The 18,310-nt window shown below is 35.7% G+C and carries 17 protein-coding genes, 1 pseudogene and 1 other annotated feature; of the genes and pseudogenes, 16 read left to right on the top strand and 2 right to left on the bottom strand.

The window, feature by feature from the left end; translation table 11 throughout:
- Position 1: 1 nt before the first annotated feature.
- The 8 genes and pseudogenes from JG537_RS00410 to JG537_RS00375 all read left to right on the top strand — a co-directional run bounded on the left by JG537_RS00410 (position 2) and on the right by JG537_RS00375 (position 10,242).
- Positions 2-1,264 (top strand): glycosyltransferase family 4 protein, encoded by a 1,263-nt coding sequence (locus JG537_RS00410; RefSeq protein WP_199542360.1) that lies wholly within the window; start codon positions 2-4, stop codon positions 1,262-1,264.
- A gap of 122 nt (positions 1,265-1,386) precedes the next feature.
- Positions 1,387-2,313: a glycosyltransferase family 2 protein gene (locus tag JG537_RS00405; RefSeq protein WP_199542359.1), complete on the top strand. Its 927-nt coding sequence runs from the start codon at positions 1,387-1,389 to the stop codon at positions 2,311-2,313.
- Between the two features lie 73 nt (positions 2,314-2,386).
- Positions 2,387-3,727: a GBS Bsp-like repeat-containing protein gene (locus JG537_RS00400; RefSeq protein WP_199542357.1), complete on the top strand. Its 1,341-nt coding sequence runs from the start codon at positions 2,387-2,389 to the stop codon at positions 3,725-3,727.
- A 189-nt stretch (positions 3,728-3,916) separates the two neighbouring features.
- Positions 3,917-4,374 (top strand): annotated as a pseudogene (gene tnpA, locus JG537_RS00395) (IS200/IS605 family transposase).
- Between the two features lie 229 nt (positions 4,375-4,603).
- Positions 4,604-7,783, top strand: coding sequence for a GBS Bsp-like repeat-containing protein (locus tag JG537_RS00390; protein WP_199542356.1), 3,180 nt, complete (start codon positions 4,604-4,606; stop codon positions 7,781-7,783).
- Between the two features lie 16 nt (positions 7,784-7,799).
- On the top strand, positions 7,800-8,375 hold the full coding sequence (locus tag JG537_RS00385) for a DUF6287 domain-containing protein (protein WP_165941986.1): 576 nt from the start codon (positions 7,800-7,802) through the stop codon (positions 8,373-8,375).
- A gap of 105 nt (positions 8,376-8,480) precedes the next feature.
- Complete coding sequence (pepT, locus tag JG537_RS00380) at positions 8,481-9,698, top strand: peptidase T (protein ID WP_132869468.1); 1,218 nt, start codon at positions 8,481-8,483, stop codon at positions 9,696-9,698.
- A 52-nt stretch (positions 9,699-9,750) separates the two neighbouring features.
- Positions 9,751-10,242: an EbsA family protein gene (locus JG537_RS00375; protein WP_199542354.1), complete on the top strand. Its 492-nt coding sequence runs from the start codon at positions 9,751-9,753 to the stop codon at positions 10,240-10,242.
- Here the strand turns inward: JG537_RS00375 and JG537_RS00370 are convergent.
- Entirely contained in the window at positions 10,232-10,426 is a 195-nt protein-coding gene (locus tag JG537_RS00370; RefSeq protein WP_132869639.1) for a ferredoxin, read from the bottom strand. The two genes, JG537_RS00375 and JG537_RS00370, sit on opposite strands and share 11 nt — an antisense overlap.
- A 44-nt stretch (positions 10,427-10,470) precedes the next feature.
- On the opposite strand from JG537_RS00370, the gene JG537_RS00365 reads away from it, so the two are divergent.
- The 5 genes from JG537_RS00365 (at position 10,471) to rplT (ending at position 12,993) form a co-directional block, all read left to right on the top strand.
- Positions 10,471-10,953 (top strand): SAG1386/EF1546 family surface-associated protein, encoded by a 483-nt coding sequence (locus JG537_RS00365; protein ID WP_132869640.1) that lies wholly within the window; start codon positions 10,471-10,473, stop codon positions 10,951-10,953.
- A gap of 14 nt (positions 10,954-10,967) precedes the next feature.
- On the top strand, positions 10,968-11,648 hold the full coding sequence (gene cmk, locus JG537_RS00360; RefSeq protein ID WP_074481598.1) for a (d)CMP kinase: 681 nt from the start codon (positions 10,968-10,970) through the stop codon (positions 11,646-11,648).
- Between the two features lie 23 nt (positions 11,649-11,671).
- Positions 11,672-11,799 (top strand) — a sequence feature (ribosomal protein L20 leader region).
- Positions 11,800-11,812: 13 nt separating this feature from the next.
- Complete coding sequence (infC, locus tag JG537_RS00355) at positions 11,813-12,343, top strand: translation initiation factor IF-3 (RefSeq protein ID WP_003065423.1); 531 nt, start codon at positions 11,813-11,815, stop codon at positions 12,341-12,343.
- 38 nt (positions 12,344-12,381) lie between these two features.
- Positions 12,382-12,582, top strand: coding sequence for a 50S ribosomal protein L35 (gene rpmI / locus JG537_RS00350; RefSeq protein WP_003065422.1), 201 nt, complete (start codon positions 12,382-12,384; stop codon positions 12,580-12,582).
- A 51-nt stretch (positions 12,583-12,633) separates the two neighbouring features.
- Entirely contained in the window at positions 12,634-12,993 is a 360-nt protein-coding gene (gene rplT, locus JG537_RS00345; protein WP_000124839.1) for a 50S ribosomal protein L20, read from the top strand.
- A 156-nt stretch (positions 12,994-13,149) separates the two neighbouring features.
- Here the strand turns inward: rplT and JG537_RS00340 are convergent, their stop codons facing one another.
- Positions 13,150-15,279 (bottom strand): sulfatase-like hydrolase/transferase, encoded by a 2,130-nt coding sequence (locus tag JG537_RS00340; protein WP_199542346.1) that lies wholly within the window; start codon positions 15,277-15,279, stop codon positions 13,150-13,152.
- 319 nt (positions 15,280-15,598) lie between these two features.
- Between JG537_RS00340 and JG537_RS00335 the strand changes: the two genes are divergently transcribed.
- Genes JG537_RS00335 through JG537_RS00325 form a run of 3 tightly spaced genes read left to right on the top strand, consistent with a single transcriptional unit; the run spans position 15,599 to position 18,295 of the window.
- The gene (locus JG537_RS00335; protein ID WP_199542344.1) at positions 15,599-16,762 is read left to right on the top strand and encodes a class I SAM-dependent rRNA methyltransferase; all 1,164 of its coding nucleotides are present in this window, start codon (positions 15,599-15,601) and stop codon (positions 16,760-16,762) included.
- A complete protein-coding gene (gene aroD, locus JG537_RS00330) occupies positions 16,759-17,436 on the top strand; it encodes a type I 3-dehydroquinate dehydratase (RefSeq protein ID WP_199542342.1) in 678 nt (225 codons plus the stop codon). Before JG537_RS00335 ends, aroD begins: the two co-directional genes overlap by 4 nt.
- Positions 17,426-18,295, top strand: a complete 870-nt coding sequence (locus JG537_RS00325; protein WP_132869058.1) for a shikimate dehydrogenase — start codon at positions 17,426-17,428, stop codon at positions 18,293-18,295. Before aroD ends, JG537_RS00325 begins: the two co-directional genes overlap by 11 nt.
- The last annotated feature ends 15 nt before the right edge of the window (positions 18,296-18,310 follow it).

Genomic DNA, 18,310 nt, shown 5'->3' with positions numbered 1-18,310 from the left:
CATGAAAAATATTTTATTTGTTACACCAACAACAACATTTGATAATGGTGCAGAAATATCTATTTTTTATCTAATGAAATACTTGGTATCTCAAGGATATAATATTTATAGTGTCTGTCAGGAAATTCCAGAACCGCAGCAAGACGAACATCGAAAACATTATGATGAAGTTGGAATTAAGATGATATACCTTCCTGCTGCCAAGTGGTGGTGGGAGGATGCACCTGGTGGAAAACCAGGTTCTAAAGCACATCGTGTAGAATCTTATCGTCGAAATATTAAAGAAATTGGTGAAATCATTGAAGAATACTCCATTGATTTAGTTGTTTCAAATACTGTTAATGTCTTTCAAGGAGCGGTGGCAGCAAAACTTGCAGGTATTCCACATTACTGGTTGATTCATGAATTCCCTGAAAAAGAATTTTCTTATTATCTTGATAAATGTGATTTTATTTCAGAGTATTCTACAGAGATTTTTAGTGTATCAGGAAATTTAAATAATAGTCTTCAACAATTGTTCCAAAATAGAAAGATTGGATGTTTTGTTCCTTATACTCAAATTCCAGACATGGAATTGGCTAAGGGAGATAAGGTTAGGATAGTTTCAGTTGGTCGAATTAATGAACGTAAGAATCAACTTGAACTCATTAAGAGTTTTGAACGTCTGCAAACAAAAGAACATTCTAATTTAGAACTTGTTTTTATTGGTCCATGGGATGATGATTATAAAAAAGAGTGCCAAAACTATATTAATAAGCATCAACTTAAAAACATTTCGTTTTTAGGTTTCAAATCGAATCCATGGGAATATTTGACAGATAAAGATATTTGTGTTTTCACATCTGCTCAAGAAACATTTGGCCTAGTTTATGTTGAGGCAATACTGAAGGGATTACCAGTAATTTTATCAGATAATTTGGGACATAAGACAGCTTATGATATTTTTAAAATTGGATCAATGTACCATTTGGGGAATGTTGATGAATTGACTGATATGATTAAATCAATGTTGGATAATCAGGAAACTATTTATGGACAAGCTAGTCAAGATAAAGCAAAAGCCAAACAACTTTATAGTGTTGAAATAACCTACAGAGAGATTATTGAAAAAATTAAAAATCAAGATTCAGCAACACTTGAGACACCATTGCGTCACATTTCTGATTTGATTACTGTGAATGCAGAACCAACCAAACTTGAAAGAGGAGCTCGTAAAATTAGCCATACCCTTTATCGAGTAAGACAAAAACTGAAAAAGCAGTGACGCTTAATCTTTATTTTAGAGAAGGGAGACCTTCTCTTTTTTTATTTTCATAGTTTTTTATGAAAATTATTTTAGACTATGCTATACTTATAGACGTGTTATTTCATGTTGAGGAGAGTCCAATGAAAAAACTATCTATTGTTGTTCCTTGCTACAATGAACAAGAAACAATTTATCCATTTTTAGAGGAAACTCAAAAAATTGAAGCAAAAATGAAGGACCAATTGATTTTTGATTATATTTTTGTCAATGATGGTTCAAAGGATGAAACTTTAAAAGTTCTTCGGGATGTTGCAAAACGCTTTACGAATGTTCATTATTTGTCATTTTCACGTAATTTTGGTAAAGAGGCTGGCTTGTTAGCTGGTCTTGAAGCAGCAGATGGTGATTTTATTACTGTTATGGATGCTGATTTGCAAGATCCGCCTGAACTTTTGATTGATATGTATGAAAAAATCAAAGAGGGTTATGATGTTGTTGGGACACGTCGTGCCGATCGAAAAGGTGAGCCCGTTATCCGATCATTCTTTTCAAAAATGTTTTACAAAATTATTAATGCTGTCTCTGATACAGAAATGGTTGATGGTGCGCGTGATTTTCGTTTAATGACAAGACAAGTTGTAGACAGCATCTTAGAACTTGGCGAAGTTAACCGCTTTTCTAAAGGGATTTTTTCTTGGGTTGGGTTTGATGTTACATACATCGCTTACGAAAATCGTGAACGTGTTGCAGGTGAAACCTCTTGGAGTTTTTGGAGTTTATTAAAATATTCTATGGAAGGTTTCATTAATTTTTCAGAAGCACCACTTGATTTATCTCTTTGGGCTGGAGCGATTTCGTTTATTGTATCGATTTTAGGAATCTTGTTTATCATTATCCGTAAACTTACCATAGGAGGTAGTGTTTCGGGTTGGGCGAGCTTAGTTTGTATCATCCTATTTATTGGTGGTATTCAGTTGCTTGCTTTGGGAATTATTGGAAAGTATATTTCTAAAATTTTCCTAGAAACCAAGAAGCGCCCAGTTTATATTGTGAAAGAAAAAGGATAAATTTATATTATTTTCTAGCTGTTTTTCCGAATTAATATAGTGTAAAACATTATATTAAAAGGAGAACAGCTTTTTGAATAAAATCAAATCAGCTTTATTGTCGACAGCTGTGCTTAGCATGGCATTTCTTACTAATTCGGTTATGGCAGATCAACAGTCAGATGCCCTAGTAACTAAAACACCATTTGATATAGCAAGTAAGACTTTTGAGGTAACTGCACAGCAATCTACTAATGGAAAAGCGATTAAAAGTATTGATGTTGCTATTTGGTCAGAAGAAGATGGTCAAGATGATCTTAAATGGTATTCAAGTTCAAATGTTTCGAATGGTCAAGCTAAAGTTCAGTTTAATTTAGCTAATCATGGTAATCATGCAGGAAATTATAATACTCATGTTTATACTACTTATACTGATGGTAGCAGATCTGGAGTTGTCATGGAAAATACACGAATCAGTCCAAAAGCGCCGACACTCAGTCTCAAAGATGGTGGTATTCGAATGTCTACGGATATTTATGCTCCAACCAATGGAACGCTTTATTATGCTGTTTGGTCAGAAGAAAATGATCAAGATGATCTTAAATGGTATGCTGATAATGGTACAGGAACAACAATTGCTGATTTAAAAAATCATAGTGGATACGGTAAATACAATATTCATACGTATGTATCACAAGATGGAAAGATGTCAGGGATAAGTTGTCAAGATATTACAATTGATAAGCAAGAGGTTTCTTACCAGATTAATAAAGTTAATGACACAACTTATGATGTATTAGTAACTGATGTACCAGAATATATTACTTCAATTACTGTTCCAGTTTGGTCTAATGCAAATGGACAAGATGATATCAAATGGTACACGACAACAAAAATAGGAGATGGAATTTATAAAGCACAAATCAATTTAGGGAATCACGGTTATGCATCTGGTGACTATAGTGTTCATATTTATGGACAAAATGCTATTAGTAATAATTTTGAAGGGTTAAGGGTAACATCAGGCTTTAATGCAGTTAATGTTCCTAAACCAACCACTACCTCAACTCCACGCATTACAACTTACATTAATGAAACAAACACTTATCCAGTTGGTCAATGTACATGGGGTGTAAAATCTTTGGCGCCTTGGATTCCTAATCGGCTTGGAAACGCTGGTGGATGGGCAGTTAATGCGCGTGCAAAAGGATTTAGAGTAGGAACAACACCAAGAGTTGGTTCAATTGTTGTTTGGCCACATGATGGTGGTGGCTATGGTCATGTAGCTTATGTAACTGCTGTATCAAGTAACACACGTATTCAAGTTAAAGAAGCAAATTATGCTGGAAAACAGTACATCGGTAATTTCCGCGGCTGGTTCAACCCACTTGATTCATTCTGGGGTGGTGATGTTTCTTACATTTATCCAGATTAATTCATAAAAAGGTGTCATTAAAATGTCACCTTTTTTATTATATGACTTTAGTCAGTCTCACTCCGTAAGGTGTGAGACAAAACAACCACCTGCTATGCGGGTGGGTAACAATAGTTATATAAAATAACTCCTTTCGCAGTACAATAAAGTTGTTCAAGCTTATTGCTTAGCGAAAGGAGTATAAAAAGTATGTCTAATAAATCATATAGTTTATCACACACAAAGTGGATGTGTAAGTATCACATCGTCTTCATTCCTAAGTATAGACGAAAAGTTATTTATAATCAATACAGAAGTAGTTTAGGAGAAATCTTCAGGCGTTTATGTGAATATAAGGGAGTAAAAATAATAGAAGGTTACTTAATGCCAGACCATGTTCATATGCTTGTAAGTATTCCCCCAAAATAAGTGTATCTCAATTTATGGGTTATTTAAAGGGAAAAAGCTCATTAATGATGTTTGATAAGCACGCAAATTTAAAATATAAATTTGGCAATAGACATTTTTGGGCAGAGGGATATTACGTAAGTACAGTTGGACTTAACGAAGCGACGATAAAAAAATATATTCAAGAACAAGAAAAACATGATATAGTGCAATATAAGTTGAGTGTTAAAGAATATGAAGATCTCTTTAGGGATAAGTAAGTGATTACGAACGTCTCTTTGAGAGACTTGTGACGAGTCAAGAGCAATAGGCTTGAACAAAGTGAAAGCCAGCGTCTTTAGGCGCTGGCTGGTGTTATGGGCTTATAGCCCTTGTACAAACCACCCGTTTGACGGGTGGTTATGATTTTGATGAAAGTATGAGTGCTTGAAGGGCTTTCAAAATCATGTTACAATATCTTTGAGTAAAGATAGAAAGAGGGGGATTGATTTGAAAAAGAATATTCTTCGAAGCTGCCTAATATCTCCGATTATTATAGGAGCTTTTTTAAGTTCGGGGCAAGTTTTTGCTGATGAAAATACAGTAAGCCCGACAGCGACAGTAACTGAGAATGTTCAACCATCGGTAGAACAATCGGAATCAACACAGTTGAATAACGATACTGTTAATTCTGTTGATAATGAAACATCTAACTCATTACCATCATCTGATGTTCAAAACAAACCTCAAGAATTAGCCGATGTTAACAACCAAGGTTCAGCAATTGTTGATAGTCAAGAAATTAACAAGATTGACAGTGACAATACAAGTCTGATTGATCCTTCAATTTCTGAAGAGCAGAAAGAGAATGTTGAAAACTCTCTTGATGATAGTATTGAAACGACTGAAAATAATCATTTAGATGAAGTATCATCTGAAAACAGTTTGTCATCATCAATTATCAATGATTCTAAGGTTTCAACATCGAATGTTCAAGCTGTTAGCCAAAAAGTAATTAATCAATTGGCTGCATCAAAAGTAGCAGTTAAAGAAGTAACTAGCGCTAGCCTAACAAACAAAGGGTTTGATATTCAGTATAACAAAGCTATTCCAGCTGGTGCTAAAATTATGTTTGCAGTTTGGTCTGATACTAATGGCCAAGATGATTTAATTTGGTACACAGCTGATAGCAATGGTCATGTTGTGGCTAAGTATACTGGGTCTTATGGAAGATACTATATTCACACTTACCAAAATCTTAATGGTCAAATGACTGGTTTAAACGGTCGTTCTATTGATGTTCCAAAACCAAGTGCTAAAGTGACAATTACAAAAGTTGATGAAACAACTTATAAAGTGACTGTTAGTGACATTCCAGCTTATATCACAAGTATTCAACTACCAACTTGGACTGAAAAGGATGGTCAAGACGACATCAAATGGTATAGCACAAGTCAAAGTGCAGATGGTACATTTAGCAAAACATTCAGTATCGCTGAACATAATATGGAAAGTGGTCAGTACAATGTTCATGTCTATGGAACAAGTGCTGTAACCAACTCTCTAACAGGCTTAACAGGAACAAGCTTCCAAGGTGATTATCAGTTTGGCGATGTTCATGTTGGAGCAAAAATCACTCAAAATGGTATAGCAATCACTATGCCAAGTGATGTCAGCTCTGATTTGACAGTTTATCATGCCGTTTGGTCAGCTAAAAATGATCAAGATGATCTTATTTGGTATAAAGTCCCAGCTAATGGCCAATTAACAGCTAAGTATATAGGTGATTATGGTACTTATTTGATTCATACCTATGCAGTCATCAAGGGTCAAATGGTTTGCTTGAGTGCGACATCTATTGATGTTCCAAAACCAAGTGCTAAAGCAAAAATTACAAAAGAGAGCGCCACAACTTATAAAGTAACCATTACTGATGTGCCTGTCTATATTGATAGTATTCAAGTTCCAACTTGGACAGAAGCTAACGGTCAGGATGATATTCAATGGTATAAAGCTACTAAAGCAGCAGATGGTTCTTATTATGTTATCTTTAGCGAAGCTACACATAACTTTGAATCAGGTACATACAATGTTCATGTGTATGGTAATAGTCGTGTCACAAATAGTTTAGTTGGTCTTCTTGGAACACGTTTTGAAGCAGGTTATCAATTTGGCGATGTCCATGTCGAAGCAAAACTCACTCAAAATGGTATTGTAATTACTATGCCAAGTGATATTAGCACAGATTTACAGGTGTCACATGCCGTTTGGTCAGCTAAAAATGATCAAGATGATCTTAAGTGGTATCAAGTGCCAGCTAATGGCCAATTGACTGCAGCTTATACAGGTGATTATGGTACATATCTCATCCATACTTATGCTGTAATTAATGGCAAGATGACATGCATCAGCGCGACATCAATCAACGTTCCAAAACCGGAAGTTAAAGCAACGATTACTAAAGAAAGTGATGCTAAGGTTAAAGTAACTGTTTCAAATGTTCCTGTTTATATTACTGGTATTACGCTTCCAATTTGGACAGAGAAGAATGGTCAAGATGATATTAAATGGTATCAGGCTACTAAACAAGCAGATGGCACATATGTATTAACATTTTCACCAAAACAACACAATTTTGAATCAGGACATTATAATATTCATGTTTATGGTCAAAGTCAAGTTAGTCATTCTCTTGAAGGATTAACAGCAACAAATGGTGTTGATTTAGCAACTGAAAACTATGTTGTTGCCCCATCTGTAACGGTTCAAAATCATGATGCAAATGGTGGTACTTTAAAAGTTCGTGTAGCTGAGTCTGAAAATACTAAAAAAATCAAATCCGTTACTGTTGCAGCATGGTCTGAAAGTAATCAATCTAATCTTCACTGGTATACAACTTCTGATGTTTATGATGGTGTGGTTACTGTGATGGTTAATGAGAAAAATCATGGTTATATCAAGGGTGACTATACGGTTCATGTTTATGTTGATTTCACTGATAGCACAACTTCAGGATTCAATCTCGGAACTTATGCATTGAACGCTGACAAGCCGGTTCACGCCCCATCATATTTCATTGATATTAGTAGCCACAATGGTGTAATTTCAGTTAGTGAATATCAATCATTGAAGAGTCAAGGAATTACTGGGGTTGTTGTTAAATTAACTGAAGGAACATCATACACGAATCCATACGCTCGAGCACAGATTGCCAATGCTCAAGACGCTGGCTTAAAAGTATCTGCCTACCATTATTCTCATTATGAGACAGCTGTAGAAGCAAGAGCAGAAGCACAGTACTTTGTCAGTGTTGCTAAATCAATGGGACTTTCAGGATCAACAACAATGGTTAATGATATGGAAGAGCGTGCAATGCTAAATGGTGACCTTAATGGTAATACACAAGCATGGAAAGATGAGATGAATCGACTTGGCTATAGTAATAATGTTTATTACACAATGGCAAGCTGGTTGGACACTAAAGGTGGAAAATTAAACACAGCTAAATTTGGTTTGTCAAATCTCTGGGTAGCGCATTATTTGTATGCTTATACCTATTTGGATCAAGAATCAGCTAAGTCTTTATCTTACTATTCAAATACAGCTGCATGGCAATACACAAGTGTTTCACCAAAATTATCTCATGCGCTAGATGAAAGTATTGATTACACTGGTCGATTTACTTTGTAAAAGGGGGAGAATAACGATGAAAAAGCGATTAAAACTTGTTCTGACTTTAGTCTTGTCACTTTGTATGGTGACAGCTTGTACAAATCACTCGGAAAATCATACAAAACAAAGTTCAGCAACTAAAACAAGTGCCAAAGTCACAACTTCTAGTTCAAGTACAAGTATTACTTCGTCATCGGTTTCTTCAGAAAGTCAATCATCTTCAACAGAAGCTTCATCTTCACAAGCCGAACAAGACATTGAACCAATTTACACAGGTGCTATTTTAAAAGCAAATTATTCTACTATGGCTGGAAATTGGCAAAATGCATCAGGTGATATTTTGACATTTAATGATACTGGACTTGCGACAGAAGGCATGACACCTAACATGTTAGATATCGATCAAAACGGTATTCTGTTATTAGATGTTCAGACAGGTACAAGATCAAATGTTACTTTGTATATTGTTCCTGCAGGGACCTCATTTTCATCAGATTATCTAAATGGACAAGCTGATAACACAGACGTCTCAAAAGATCGCGTGATTTCATCAGCTGATATCAATTCAGGTGATTTGGCTAACAAGGCCTACTATCATGTTTCAAAATAACTCTACTATTTTTGAGTGAAGCTTACTTAAAAAACAACCCATGTGGTTGTTTTTTTGTAACCGATTATGTGATATAATAGTTAACGAGAAAAATAGAGGTGAATGATGTCTTACGAAAACTTATTAAATCGTTTTTTAACCTATGTTAAAGTTAATACACGTAGTAATCCAGATAGTACTACAACACCATCGACACAAACTCAAGTCGATTTCGCTTTGAACATTTTGAAACCTGAGATGGAGTCTGTTGGTTTGCAAGATGTTCATTATTTAACAAATGGTTATCTTGTTGGTACGCTACCAGCTAACGATTCAACAAAAACACGTAAAATCGGATTTATTGCTCACATGGATACAGCCGATTTTAATGCAGAAGGAATCAATCCACAAATTATCGACAATTATGCTGGAGGTTCTATTGAATTAGGTGAATCTGGTTATGCTCTTTCACCAGAAGAATTTCCAAATTTGAATAATTATCTTGGTCAAACTTTGGTAACAACTGACGGAACAACTCTTCTTGGTTCAGATGATAAATCAGGTATTGCTGAAATTATGACAGCCATTGAGTATTTGGTGGCTCATCCTGAAATCAAACACGGTGAAATTCGAGTAGGATTTGGACCAGATGAAGAAATTGGTGTCGGAGCTAATAAATTTGATGTTGATGATTTCAATGTTGATTTTGCCTACACTGTTGATGGTGGTCCGCTTGGTGAACTTCAATATGAAACATTCAGCGCTGCAAGTTTAGAGATTGATTTCATGGGACGTAATGTTCACCCAGGTACAGCTAAAAATCAAATGATTAATGCTTTACAATTAGCAATTGATTTCCATAATCGATTACCAGAAGCTGATCGTCCAGAAAATACTGAAGGTTACGAAGGTTTCTACCACTTGCATGGCATGGAAGGTAGTGTTGAAAAAGCACACAGTTCATATATTATTCGTGATTTCGAAGATGAATCATTTGAAAATCGTAAAAAATTAGTTCAAGAAATTGCCGATAAAATGAATGCTGAACTTGGCAAAGACTGTGTTCTTGTTACGCTCAGTGATCAGTATTACAACATGAAAAAAGTCATTGAAAAAGATATGACTCCTGTAGAGTTAGCTAAAGAAGTAATGGAAGATTTAGACATCGCGCCTGTTATTGAACCAATTCGCGGTGGAACTGATGGTTCTAAGATTTCATTTATGGGTATTCCGACACCAAACTTATTTGCTGGTGGAGAAAATATGCATGGACGCTTTGAGTTTGTCAGCCTTCAAACAATGGAAAAAGCAGTTGATGTTATTATTGGAATCGTTCAAAAATAATTAAGCTTTATCTAAGCGCTATTTGTTAGAATTAGCTAAATGGAGGACCGTAATGATTAAAATCTTTGGAAAGATTCGATACCATTGGCAACCAGAATTATCTTGGTCAGTTATTTATTGGTCGATTGCAATGGTTCCGATGTTTATCGGTTTATCATTATTATTTGAGCGGACAAAGATACCAAGTCAATTTTTTGTGTTATTCGCTATTTTTATCATTTTAGTTGGATTGGGATTCCATCGTTATTTTGTGATTGAAGAAGATGGAAAACTTCGAATTGTTTCGTTAAATCCATTTAAGAGATCAAGACTTGCAATTGCACAAATTGAGTGTGTTGAAGTGAATAAGTCAGGTTTGATTTTAAAAGTCAAAAATCAGAAAGATAGAATTTTTTCAATGCGAAAATGGCCTAAGAAGTATTTCTTAGATGCTTTGGCAGTTCATCCAGATTTTCGTGGTACGGTTGAATTGACGGATAATTTTATTAAACTTGATTATTTTGAAGCTTATAAGTCTAACAAAAAAGCTCCTACTAAATTGTAAGAGCTTTGGTTGGACAAGATTTGACAGCGAGAAGTGTGTCTTTGTCTGAGTCTGGAATTGCTTGTTCTAGTAAATCAGAATCAGCAAATTTTACAATGCCATCGTCATGGTAATCAAAACGATTAGAATATGTTTGGCAGAGGCCACAGGCAATACATTTTTCAGGAATTATTGATACTTTCATGTTATTATTGTAATATGAATTGATATATTTAACAAGGGGACATTATGGCAAAACAACCATGGGAAGAAAAAGTAGTCGATGACAACGAAATCAGAATTAGCCGTAAAACAAAAGGTTCAGTTATCAGTACACCTTTGTTGACAGCTTTATTGAGTGTTTTCTTTGTTATTGTTGTTGCGATTTTGTTTGTTGTTTTTTACACTTCAAATCGTGGTGGTGATAAAGCGTCAGAAACATCCAATTTTTATGGCGCTTCATCTAGTGTTGTCTCTTCATCTGAAGCGACAAGTTCAGAAAGCTCACAAGAATCAACGGAAGCTTCGTCTACAGATGCTAATTCAAGTGACACAACTGAATCATCAAGTGAAGGTAATGGGGATACCATTACAGTTATGTCTGGTGAAGGTGCGGCATCAATTGCTGCACGTGCAGGAATTTCAGTTGACAAACTCTATGAACTTAATCCTGACCACATGACTTCAGGATACTGGTATGCAAATCCTGGAGATGAAGTACACATTAATTAGGAAGAAAAGGAATCATGAAATCAATTAGAATTGCGATTGATGGTCCTGCTTCAAGTGGTAAGAGTACAGTAGCCAAGATTATTGCTAAAAATCTTGGCTATACTTATCTTGATACTGGAGCAATGTACCGTTCAGCAACGTATTTAGCGTTACAAAATAAATTAACAGAAAAAGATGTAGAAGGTATTTTAAAAGCTTTGGCTAATAATCCAGTGTCATTTGGTCGCGCTGAAGATGGTAGTCAAACAGTATTTGTTGGCGATAAAGATGTTACCCTTGCCATTCGCCAAAACGATGTGACAAATAACGTCTCATGGGTAGCTGCTATTCCAGAAGTTCGTGAAGAACTTGTAAGACAACAACGTCGCATTGCTGAAAATGGTGCAATCATCATGGATGGTCGCGATATTGGTACAGTTGTTTTACCAGATGCAGAACTAAAAATCTTCTTGATTGCTTCTGTTGAAGAACGTGCAGAACGTCGTTTCAAAGAAAATAAAGAAAAAGGAATTGAAACAGACTTTGAAACACTTAAACGTGAAATTGCAGAACGTGACTACAAAGATAGTCATCGAAAAGTTTCACCATTAAAAGCTGCTGAAGATGCAATCACATTTGATACAACAGGTGTTGATATTAACGGTGTTGTGAAATTTATTCAAGAAAAAGCGGAAAAAATCATTGACATGGATTAGTCTCTATGATAGAATATAATCAATGAGAAAAGCAGAAGTGAGAACTTCTCGCCTTGCGACTACGGTTGTCTGGCCCAACATGTCAAAGATTCCAATAGGAATATTACGTGTGTGCGGGCTTGAGTTATCAAGTCCGTTTCGTTTTTCTCTAAAAAAATAAAGAGGTGAAAATCATAGCTAAGAAAGATCTATTCATTAACGATGAAATCCGCGTTCGCGAAGTTCGTCTCGTTGGTCTTGATGGTGAACAATTAGGAATTAAACCATTATCAGAAGCTCAGGCTATTGCTGACGATGCTAATGTTGACTTGGTTCTAATTCAACCACAAGCTACGCCACCTGTTGCTAAAATTATGGACTACGGAAAGTTCAAATTTGAGTATCAAAAGAAACGTAAGGAACAACGCAAAAAACAAAGCGTTGTGACTGTTAAAGAAGTTCGTCTTAGCCCAGTTATCGATAAAGGTGACTTCGAGACTAAACTTCGTAACGGCCGTAAATTCCTTGAAAAAGGAAACAAAGTGAAAGTCTCAATTCGCTTTAGAGGTCGTATGATTACTCACAAAGAAATTGGAGCAAAGGTATTGGCTGAATTTGCAGAAAGAACGCAAGATATTGCTATTATTGAGCAAAGAGCTAAGATGGATGGACGTCAAATGTTCATGCAACTTGCTCCAATTCCAGACAAAAAATAATTGTCAATTTTAAACTATTTTAAGAGGAGAATTCTAAAATGCCAAAACAAAAAACTCACCGCGCATCAGCTAAACGTTTCAAACGTACAGGTTCTGGTGGATTGAAACGCTTCCGCGCATTTACTTCACACCGTTTCCACGGTAAAACTAAAAAACAACGTCGTCATCTTCGTAAAGCAGCTATGGTGCACTCAGGAGATTTCAAACGTATTAAAGCAATGCTTTCAGGTCTTAAATAAGACAAAAGCAATTACTCGATATTATTAAGAATTATTTGGAGGAGAATATAAATGGCTCGTGTTAAAGGTGGCGTTGTATCTCGTAAACGTCGTAAACGTGTATTGAAACTTGCTAAAGGTTACTATGGTGCAAAACATATCTTGTTCCGTACTGCAAAAGAACAAGTAATGAACTCTTACTACTATGCATACCGTGACCGTCGTCAGAAAAAACGTGATTTCCGTAAACTTTGGATCACACGTATCAATGCGGCAGCTCGTATGAACGGTTTGTCATACTCACAATTGATGCACGGTTTGAAATTGGCTGAAATTGAAGTTAACCGTAAAATGCTTGCTGATTTAGCAGTTAACGATGCAGCAGCTTTCACAGCTCTTGCAGATGCAGCTAAAGCTAAACTTGGTAAATAAGAATTAATTAAAAGACTAACCTTTGGTTAGTTTTTTTTTGCTAGATTTGTCAGATTAGAATACTTAGTTACTGACAGTAAGTATAAGCACTAGTAGGTCATGATTATTTTGCTTGTGGGGATAAAAAAAGACTTGCCTATAGGCAAGTCTTTTGTATTATTCAGCACTGGTAGAACTTTCGTGAAGTTGCATATAACTTGGTGCTTTGAAGAGATCGACAGTTGATTGATTTCCATTTTCACTGTACAAGCTTGTTGATTGATCTCCACGTTTTTTCTCAATTGATTTAAGTGATTTCAGAGAATCGGTATAAGAAATAGATGAGTTGTCAACTTCTTTTAAACCATTGTTATCAAAGCGGAGAAGGTCACCTGTTTGCACTTCATCGCTAACGGAGAGTTGTTTTGCAACTGCATCACGAATGGATTTAGTTGCTTCCTGAGTGCTCTCGTCAGGATTTGTAATCTCTTGACCAGAGTCAGTATAGTATAAGCGACCACTGTAACTTGTATATGTTGGAGTAACATAATCACCTGAAGTTCTAAAAGCAACGATTTGTTTGTTGTCACTAGATAATAAATCTTGACCTAATTGAACAAAGTTACTTGTATCAATTCCGAGTAGGTGTAGAAGTGTAGGTAATGCATCAACTTCACCACCAAAGGTGTTGCTGATGTGGCCTTCAGTATATCCAGGGATATGAATCATATATGGAACACGTTGTAACATGGCGTTGTCATAACCTGTCCAAGTTTCAGAGTCTTTTCCAAGAAGTGGTGCCAAGTCTGTATTTCGTGAATTTGAAATACCATAGTGGTCACCATAAAGTACGATAATAGAGTTGTCATATAATCCAGATTCTTTTAAGTAATCAAAGAAAGCTTTGATGGCAGAATCTAAGTAGTTTGCAGTAGCGAAGTAACCATTGATAGTTTCATCATCTGTTTTAGCAAGAGGGAAACCTTCTTCATCAGAATTCCCAGCTAAACTAGTGTATGGGTAGTGGTTACTTACAGTAATGAATTTTGTGTAGAATGGTTGTTGCATGTGCTCAAGATATTTAATTGAGTCTGCAAACATGTATTTATCATTTAATCCGTATTGGAAAGAATTTTCACTATTCTGTTTTGTAAAATAAGATGAATCGAAGAAATAATTGTAGCCCCATTGTTTATAAGCGTTATTACGATTCCAGAAGGTACCAACGTTACCATGGAACACAGCGCTTGTATAGTCACCGGTTTGTCCGAGAATTGATGGAGCAGCGTAAGCTGTATTTGTACCACCGTAGTTAACTAAGTAAGAACCACTGCTAAGTCCAAATAGTGATGTTTCCATTAAGGTCTCAGCATCAGAAGTTTTACCAGCTTTAACTTGGTGGAAGAAGTTTGAAAATGCAAGAGTAGAATTTGAATGGTAAAGTGAATTAAGGAAAGGTGTGACCTCATATGATTTTCCATCAACTTGCAAATGGTAGTCAATCAGAAATTGTTGGAAACTTTCTAAGTGGATGACGATGACGTTTTTTCCTTTGGCGATACCATAATATTTTGAGTTAGGGGCTGCATAATGCTCAGAAACGTATTGTTTTGCTTCTTTTAAGTCTGAAGCTGTAGCTTCACTACGAACCTTCTCTGTTTGGTAGGTTTGGTTAGCGCTATAGGCTGTGAATGATGGTAAGCCGAGAGCTCTAACAACGTAAACGTTTGAAAAGCCACGTGTTAACAACTCTGGTCGATCAATTTCAGCCATGAAAAGGTTAACTGAAAATAAAAGAGTTGATAAGGCTGTAATAGCAAAGCTAGCGCGTTTGTTAAATGGACGATTATCAACTTTAATTTTCTTAGTAGCAAATAGTGCAAGTAGAACGATATAATCAATAATGTAAATAATATCCCAAACACGCAGTAAGTTAAGGGCTGAGTCACCAAGACCAGCAGAAACTTTACTGCTTGCCAGCATAGCACTTACAGTAATGAAATCCGAAAACTCACGGAAATAAATCGAGTTAGAAATAAGAAGAATATTTAATATTGTGTAAATAATCCAACTAACGATATAAAAAACACGTGTTCTCTTAATATAGAGGCTTAACCCGAGTAGAAGCAATCCGAGAGGAATAGGATTGACAATTGATAATAAAAGTTGGTACGGATTCTCTAGTCCAAGACTAAAGTCAACGTGATAAGCCCACATAGTTTTAAGCCAATAAAAGGCCAAAAGTGTCAAAATAAATCCCAAACGTGTATTAACCACGTGAGAGATAATTTGTTTCATTTTTTTCACTGTAGGAACTTCCTTTATTCTTTTTTTCCTAAAGATAAAATCTCAGTTTCAATTATAACACAAAGACAAGATTTTTAGTACAAGGAACTGTACCTTGTTTTTAAGGGATTTGGCCAACCTAAGGTAATAGTATTGTCTGATTTTTTGATATTCTGGTGAAAAGAAAGGTGGAAATTTTTACTTAATAGTAGTCAAGGCTGAATCGGTTTCTTCTTTTGTTCGTTTTTTCCATGCTAGATATGGTTTACTGCACTGTAAAATAGGTAAGAAATATAAAATTTAGTGGGAAAAATTCAGAATTTTTGATATAATAGGCTTCATGAACAAACTATACGTGGATTCTTTCGTTGAAAAGAAAATTAAGCGTGGTATTCAACTTTTGGATGGAAAAGATTTTCATCAACTTGGTTTAGATAATCAATTAGTTGCACTCTATAATCATTCACGTCAGTTTTTAGGAACGGCTTATCTTTCTCGTCAGAATAAAGGAATTGGTTGGTTCTTAGGAACAGGAAAGATTGATTTGACAGAGTCTTATTTTGTTAGCTTGTTTAGCAAGGCTAAGCAAAAGCGACAACATTTTGAGAATTCTGATTTAACAACGGCTTACCGATTATTTAATCAAGATGGCGATAATTTCGGTGGTGTGACGATAGATCGTTATGCTGATTTTGTTGTATTTTCTTGGTATAACACTTTTGTTTATCAGTATCGTGATATCATTGTCGAAGCCTTTCAAAAAGTTTATCCTACGGTAAAAGGCGGATATGAAAAAATTCGCTTTAAAGGACTTGATTATGAGTCAGCTCACATTTATGGTCAAGAAGCACCTGAAACCTTTACAATTTTGGAAAATGGTGTCAAATACAGTGTTTTCATGAATGATGGTCTGATGACAGGTATCTTTTTAGATCAACATGAAGTCCGTGATGCTTTAATTAATGAACTAGGTCTGGGAAGACGTGTTCTGAACATGTTTTCATATACAGCAGCTTTTTCAGTTGCAGCTGCTATGGGTGGTGCTACTGAAACAACTTCTGTAGACTTAGCGAAACGTTCTCGTGAATTGTCTCAAGTGCATTTTGAAGCTAATGGCCTAGATTTGACTAATCATCATTTTGTGGTCATGGATGTTTTTGAATATTTCAAATACGCTAAGCGTAAAAACTTGACTTTTGATTTGATTGTTATCGATCCACCAAGTTTTGCTCGTAATAAAAAACAAACATTTTCTGTTGCTAAAGACTATCACCGTTTAATTAGCCAAGCATTGGAAGTTCTATCAGATGATGGCACAATCATTGCTTCTACAAATGCAGCTAATTTGACTGTGGCACAGTTTAAGAAACAATTGGAAAAAGGATTTGCTTCTGTTAAGCATGAGTATATTCGCTTGCAACAATTGCCAAGTGATTTCACGGTTAACAAAGCAGATATGAGCAGTAATTATTTGAAAGTATTTACAATAAAGGTTGAGAAATGAAGATAGTAGTACCTATTATGCCGAAAGATTTAGAAGAGGCGCAGTCGATTGACATCTCGAGGTTTGAAGATGTCGATATTATCGAATGGCGAGCTGATTACCTAGCCAAAGAAGATATTATGACTGTTGCGCCAGCTATTTTTGAAAAATTTTCCGGTAGAGAAATTATTTTTACCATTCGTACAGATAGAGAAGGTGGTAATCTGAGCCTATCTGACGATGAATATGTTGAACTTTTGAAAAATATCAATGCTATTTACCACCCAGATTATATTGACTTTGAATATTTTTCACATAAAGAAGCCTTTCAACAAATGTTAGAGTTTCCAAATCTAGTTTTGTCTTATCATAATTTTGAAGAGACTCCTGAAAACTTGATGGAATCATTTTCTGAGCTAACGTCTTTAGCCCCTCGTGTGGTAAAAGTTGCTGTTATGCCTCAAAGTGAACAAGATGTTATTGACTTGATGAACTATACTCGCGGATTTAAAACGTTAAATCCTGAACAAGAGTATGCCACTATGTCAATGGGGAAACTAGGACGCGTTTCGCGTTTTGCTGTTGACGTTTTTGGATCATCATGGTCTTTTGCAAGCCTAGACCAAACAAGTGCACCTGGACAGGTTGCTCTTGCCGATATGAAACGTATTAGGGAGGTACTTGATGCAGATTGATGGATACACTCGCTTAGCCGCTGTTGTGGCAACGCCAATTAAACACTCTATTTCACCATTCATTCATAATTACGCTTTTGACAAAACTGGTGTTAATGGTGTTTATGTTGCCTGGGATATTCCTGAGGAAGATCTAGCGGTTACTTTGGAAAATGTTAAACGTTATGACATGTTTGGTGTTAATATCTCAATGCCATACAAACAAAAAGTCATGCCTTATATGGATGAATTGACTGATTCAGCAGCTCTGATTGGTGCGGTTAATACTGTTATTAATCGTGACGGCAAATTGGTTGGCCATAATACAGATGGTATTGGCTTCTTTAGAAGTCTGTCTACTTTTGCTGATTTTGATGTCAAAGGCAAAACAATGACGATTCTTGGTGGCGGAGGAGCTGCAACGGCTCTTATTGCACAAGCAGCACTAAATGGTGCTGGTCATATTAACATTTTCAATCAGACACAGTTCTTGGATGTGACTCGAGATAAAGCTAAAGAACTATCTGATAAAACTGGTGTATCTATCACAGTTTATCCAGTCGAAGATTTGAAAACAATTCAAGAAAAGGTTTTGGAATCACAACTTTTTGTCAATGCGACAAGTGTTGGAATGGATGGAAAATCAATGATTATCACAGAAGATTTTGAATTTCCTGAAGGGTTGTTGGTAGCTGATACGATTTATCAACCATTTGAAACACCATTCTTGAAATTAGCACGAATCAAAGGTCTCAAAGCGCTTAATGGCTTGGGAATGTTATTGTTCCAAGCTGCAGAAGCATTTGAAATCTGGACTGGTGAGACTATGCCAACAGCTGAAATTTGGTCAGCTTTAGAAGAAAAGTACAATACAAAATAGGATAATATAGGTGAC

Origin of the sequence: Streptococcus vicugnae (genome assembly GCF_016461705.1) — a bacterium.
In the GTDB taxonomy this organism is placed as follows: Bacteria; Bacillota; Bacilli; order Lactobacillales; family Streptococcaceae; genus Streptococcus; species Streptococcus vicugnae.
Note: the sequence above shows the minus strand (reverse complement) of the source record. Positions and strands in the feature narration are given on the sequence as shown.

Coding starts and splice junctions, on each gene's coding strand:
- aroD (WP_199542342.1), top strand. CDS start 16,759: ATGAAGATAGTAGTACCTATTATGCCGAAAGATTTAGAAGAGGCGCAG.
- JG537_RS00335 (WP_199542344.1), top strand. CDS start 15,599: ATGAACAAACTATACGTGGATTCTTTCGTTGAAAAGAAAATTAAGCGT.
- JG537_RS00325 (WP_132869058.1), top strand. CDS start 17,426: ATGCAGATTGATGGATACACTCGCTTAGCCGCTGTTGTGGCAACGCCA.
- rplT (WP_000124839.1), top strand. CDS start 12,634: ATGGCTCGTGTTAAAGGTGGCGTTGTATCTCGTAAACGTCGTAAACGT.
- JG537_RS00385 (WP_165941986.1), top strand. CDS start 7,800: ATGAAAAAGCGATTAAAACTTGTTCTGACTTTAGTCTTGTCACTTTGT.
- JG537_RS00375 (WP_199542354.1), top strand. CDS start 9,751: ATGATTAAAATCTTTGGAAAGATTCGATACCATTGGCAACCAGAATTA.
- JG537_RS00370 (WP_132869639.1), bottom strand. CDS start 10,426: ATGAAAGTATCAATAATTCCTGAAAAATGTATTGCCTGTGGCCTCTGC.
- rpmI (WP_003065422.1), top strand. CDS start 12,382: ATGCCAAAACAAAAAACTCACCGCGCATCAGCTAAACGTTTCAAACGT.
- pepT (WP_132869468.1), top strand. CDS start 8,481: ATGTCTTACGAAAACTTATTAAATCGTTTTTTAACCTATGTTAAAGTT.
- cmk (WP_074481598.1), top strand. CDS start 10,968: ATGAAATCAATTAGAATTGCGATTGATGGTCCTGCTTCAAGTGGTAAG.
- JG537_RS00365 (WP_132869640.1), top strand. CDS start 10,471: ATGGCAAAACAACCATGGGAAGAAAAAGTAGTCGATGACAACGAAATC.
- JG537_RS00405 (WP_199542359.1), top strand. CDS start 1,387: ATGAAAAAACTATCTATTGTTGTTCCTTGCTACAATGAACAAGAAACA.
- JG537_RS00410 (WP_199542360.1), top strand. CDS start 2: ATGAAAAATATTTTATTTGTTACACCAACAACAACATTTGATAATGGT.